Source organism: Deltaproteobacteria bacterium, from assembly GCA_016210005.1.
Lineage (GTDB): Bacteria > Desulfobacterota > Binatia > HRBIN30 > JACQVA1 > JACQVA1.
This window is the reverse complement of the sequence record JACQVA010000087.1, coordinates 1-4692: the sequence shown is the minus strand read 5'-3', so window position 1 is coordinate 4692 and position 4692 is coordinate 1. Positions and strand designations below refer to the sequence as shown.

Annotated in this window: 2 protein-coding genes; both read right to left on the bottom strand. The window is 59.1% G+C overall.

From position 1 onward, the window contains the following. Nucleotides 1-237: 237 nt before the first annotated feature. Nucleotides 238-1365 carry a VCBS repeat-containing protein gene (locus HY699_08910; protein ID MBI4515919.1) on the bottom strand — a complete coding sequence of 376 codons (1128 nt, stop codon included), beginning with the start codon at nucleotides 1363-1365 and terminating at the stop codon, nucleotides 238-240. A 193-nt stretch (nucleotides 1366-1558) separates the two neighbouring features. Then, nucleotides 1559-3205, bottom strand: a complete 1647-nt coding sequence (locus HY699_08905) for a hypothetical protein (GenBank protein ID MBI4515918.1) — start codon at nucleotides 3203-3205, stop codon at nucleotides 1559-1561. Nucleotides 3206-4692 lie beyond the last annotated feature (1487 nt).

Sequence of the window (4692 nt, the reverse complement as noted above, 5' to 3'; positions counted from 1 at the left end):
GCCACAGCTCCGCCGGCATCGGCGAACGCTTCACCCGCGTCCCGCGCCACCGTTCGATCTGCCGCCGCAGCTCACTCAGTCGTGCCAGTCCCTGCGTTGCGCTGCTCTCCCTTGCCATTCGACCATCCTCCTCTCGTCGAGATGGCCGGGGAGGTTAGTCGAACGCGACGTCAGCGCGCATGCATGCTCACCGGAAGGACACTTTGCTTTGAGGAACCAGACACGTCAATAGCTGATTTACTCATTCACCACGATAGCGTCTGCCTTGCCGTCCCCATCTGCATCGACGAAGAAGGTGCCACGGCTGCCGTAATAGGGACCATTTGTCCAATCCTCATTGGGGCTAAACTCATTGCCGGTCGAGCGGCGCACGGTCACAGTGTTATCATTCACGACAATGGCGTCTGCTCTGCCATCCCCATCGACGTCGGCGAAGAACGTTACCCGACTGCCGTAGTAGGGCCCATGCGTCCAGTCCTCAGTGGGGCCAAATCCGTTGCCGGTCGAGCGACGTACCGTCACGGTATCCTCGTTCACCACGATGGCGTCTGCCTTGCCATCCCCATCGACGTCCGCGAAGAACGTGCCAAGACTGCCGTAGTAGGGCCCATGCGTCCAGTCCTCATTGGGGCCAAATCCGTTGCCGGTCGAGCGGCGCACGGTCACAGTGTCATCGTTCACGACAATGGCGTCTGCTCTGCCATCCCCATCGACGTCGGCGAAGAACGTTACCCGACCGCCATAGTACGGACCAGTTGTCCAGTCCTCATTGGGGCCAAATCCGTTGCCGGTCGAGCGGCGCACGGTGACAGTGTCATCGTTCACAACAATGGCGTCTGCTCTGCCATCCCCGGTGACATCGGCGAAGAATGTACCACGGCTGCCGTAGTATGGTATCTGCGTCCAGTCCTCGTTGGGGTTGAACGCGCCTCCGGTCGAACGGCGCACGGTAACGCGTCCCCCGCCAGGAGTGACAACTGCAACGCCACTAGGCGGAACGGTTGTCGGAATGATGAGCCACCACCAGACGGCGCCGAGGGGGTTGAAAAGTGCCAGCCACGGCAATGTAAGGTAGACGCCGTTACCTTTATCTACTAACTTCATTAGTTCTCTCTCGACAGCGATCCAGGCAACAAGAATCGCAACTACAATGGCGGATTTTACAAGAACTGCCAGTACTGCCTTGGCAGCCGTTGCAGCAGCTCCAGCGCCTGCTGCAACGAGGGTAAGTTCGGTCTTAAGCTGATCTATTAGATTGGTGACTTTGGTCCTAAGGACTTGGGGATCTGCAGTGTTGTACAAGTCGTTGACTTCTTGGTGGGTAAGGATTGCCACCAAACCAGCCGCATTTATATCGAGTTTCATGACAGAAGCTCCTTCTTGAAATTGAGCATCACTGGATGCTGTTTATAGAACAACGATTCATGACGATAGCGAGTAGGCTATAATCGGTTAACTCATGGTCATCCTCCTTTCTACATCTAACGGCTTGGCGATGGGCCGCGCCGTCTTCTGGCGTCGGTCTCGATCGGTGTTAGAGCGCGGTTCCGTTCGTGCCTCAGGAGTGGAAAATGCCCTGCATGCCGCTGGTTTGGAGGTCTTGATCGACCTCGCGCTCCCACGCCACACGCAGTCGTTGGAGAGAAACACGGGCTCCTCCCTGTAGTTCCTCGCCAGCGGTGATTAACGTGTCATAGTCGCCAGTTGTGATGCAGGCCAACGTGCGCGATGTGCGCAGAGCGGCGGGCACATCGATAATCTTGTACGGCTCGCATACAACGAAGCGATACGCTGCTTGCGCTACACCACTAAAGCGCAAAGCAAGAGCGCGATGTGTTTGCAGACGACCCCTTGGATGAAGAACCGTTCCGTCCGGGAGTACTGCCTCTGCGCCCATCATGATTCCGCCACGGACGAAATCCGCCGGTAGTTCGCCGATGCCAGCCAAGGTCGTTCGGAAGACCTTGCCCTGCAACAGCGGTTCTGCAAGCAGCTCGGCTTCCATGGCACGGTCTTCCTCAGCGAAGATAACCTGGTCCAACTCGGAACCGCGCTCGGGAATCACCACCCCAACTAGTATAGATTTTCTGTGAGCGAGTTGCGCCAATACGCGCGAGACCATCTGGCTGTAGCCTACCGTGAGAATCAAGGCGCTTTCTGCGAGGCGAGCGCTCAAGCGTTCTGCGGCAGTATTGACGACCCGATCGACGCCCGGTTTCTCGAAGGATCCAAAGTGTTTGAGAAAGTGTATCAAGCTGTCAGACTTTTCGCCCACGAAGGTGCGGTGGTCTCGGTTGCCCAGAATGATGTTGTCTATTGGGACGCCGCGGCGCAGCTGCAGAATGGATATTATGCTTTCGCAGTTCGGTCCGCCGATGTGGCGTGCCAAAATCCTGGCAGCGGCGTTCATCGCCCGGCCGGTCGATGGTTCCTTCACCACAAACCGCAGGATCTTGGAAAAGTCGTCTGCGAGAGAGGAGAGTACCTCAGCCTGCGTGCGCACTCGAGTCGCACAGCGATCGATGGCGTCGGCCTGCGCACTGAACACCGGCAGTGGGTCGATGGAGGCCTCCATGTGATACCGAAGCCAGACGCGCCTCGCGGCTCGCGTCTCAAGGACCATCGCCGGAATACCAAGCGCCTGCTCCAAGAGTTCTCGCGTAACCCCGAAGTGACTCGCGACTTGATCGAGAACATGGCGAATGTAGACCGCCCGCGAGCGAACGAACTCGGTCTCGACCGCGAGGACACGCTGGGTACCAATGGATTGGATCCTGGGATCGGACCCCGCAACCGATTCGCACAGCTTGATGACCGATCTGCAGAAGTAATTAATCGTTCGAGTGTCCGAGTGGCGGCGAGCGCGGATGGAAAGTTCGGCACGACGCTGGCGAGAGATGTTGAGGAGATAAAAGTAGAGACTGAGCCCTGCAGGGAGAGCGACCAACGCGGCAGCCCAAAGAGCCTTGATTCGAGGGGACAGATCATGGCTGCTCAGGACAATAGTGAGCAGCGCAGTTGCCAACAGCGTTGGTATAAGAAGAAGGATACTGGAAATCGCTTGGTTTTCTGCCGTTAGAGCAAGAAGTAGCGATATGTGACGAAAGAAGTAACCAATGCGCCGGAAAAGGCGAGCGACCCAGCGCCGAGTAAGCCGCATCCTTCGGCCACATTGCGCCGGTCTCGTTTGCTGTTGCGGCACCATGGCTATCTCCCCATCCCGAACGCAGAAGAAAAGCTTGGGCCAATGCGCAGGGCGTCGCCCTCGTTCGCCGTCATCGGCCTGCGACACCGGGTATCAAACTCCGTCGCACGCGACAATATCAACGCCTCCTCCAGCCGTCGTCGAACGACTACCCCTTTCCCCCGTCGCGAGGGCTCTATCCTCTGACCTACTTCGGCCGCCCTGGTTCCTTGCGCGTTAGGCTGCGAAATCCTGAAATCCTGTCAGCCTATCGCGCATCGCCTTGGCTGCATCCATTGTGCCCCCTGTTGATCCCGCCAGTTACGACCGCGAAGGCGTATATCACCTCCCGTGCAACCCTTGCAAGGTTTTCGCAGCCTACCGCCGTGCCCCGAAGTCGGAGGGTTGCAGCCTATCACGCACAGCCCGCTTCCCATTGCGCCGGCCTCCCTACAGGCGATCGGCTGGGGCTCAGAACGCCGCGCCCGCCGCGGTTCAAGACGTGCGTGTAGACATCGTCGTACGGATGTCAGTTTGGCCGAACTTGCCGCGGTCAGTTTCGGTGAACCCACCACGGTCTCATAGCCCGGTCCCTTACACCCGGCGTCGGCTGTCGCGGCGAATGCTCCGGAGTCGGTGTGCTCGGGGGACTTGCCGTAGGCGCGGCCGGTGTGGCTTCGCGAACCCACTGGAGGCCGCTCCACTTGAAGCCATGCGACTGCATACAGGCCCGGGTCTCATGTCCCCATGAACGGCACAGGGAAGCCATCTCATGAGCCCTCAGCGATTCCGGGGCGTTCTTCAGCTTTTGCTCAAGTTCTTGTCGGTCTCGCTGGTCTTGCTCTGAGTGCTCTTTTCGGAATTCCTCGACCTGGGAAGTCTGTACTGTTTCACTGGCGTAGGACGTACTGACATTGTGCTCTTCGACCCAGGCTGCACCAGGGCACGTGGTAAGACAGCTGTCGCGTTCTCCGTTACACGTTGCTCGGCAGAGGATACCAGGCAATAACTCCATCCGCTCGCATCCTCTTGCGGTGCTACACTGCCACCAGATCTGCTCGCACTGCCGGGCGCAAGCCATTCCGTCGGGGGTTGCTGGCACGACAAGTCTGCGTTGCGCTCTGCAGCCGGTTGCTGCAACTGCCAGAGCTATCACCGCTGCCACCACTGACCAAGACGCCCGCTTCACAACCACGTACTCAACCTCTGCCCGCCTAACGTAAAAGGGTTTTTCCGTCATCCGGCGCGACGGGGCGTTGCGCGAGATGCTGTGATGGTTGCCGCCGGATGGCGGAAAGGCCCCGTTGAACTGAACCGCTGATCACCGACGATGCTCCCCACCGGGTGGTCAGACAGGGTCTGTACCTCCGTGTCCTTCCGGTGAGCATGCATAGCTCGATTTTTCCGGGGCGATCGGTTGCGACCGGGCCACCGAGACGGAGCGACGGATCAGCGGGGTGGGAACCGGCTGCGCCGCCACCGGTCAGCGCGGTGGATCGGGACCGGTG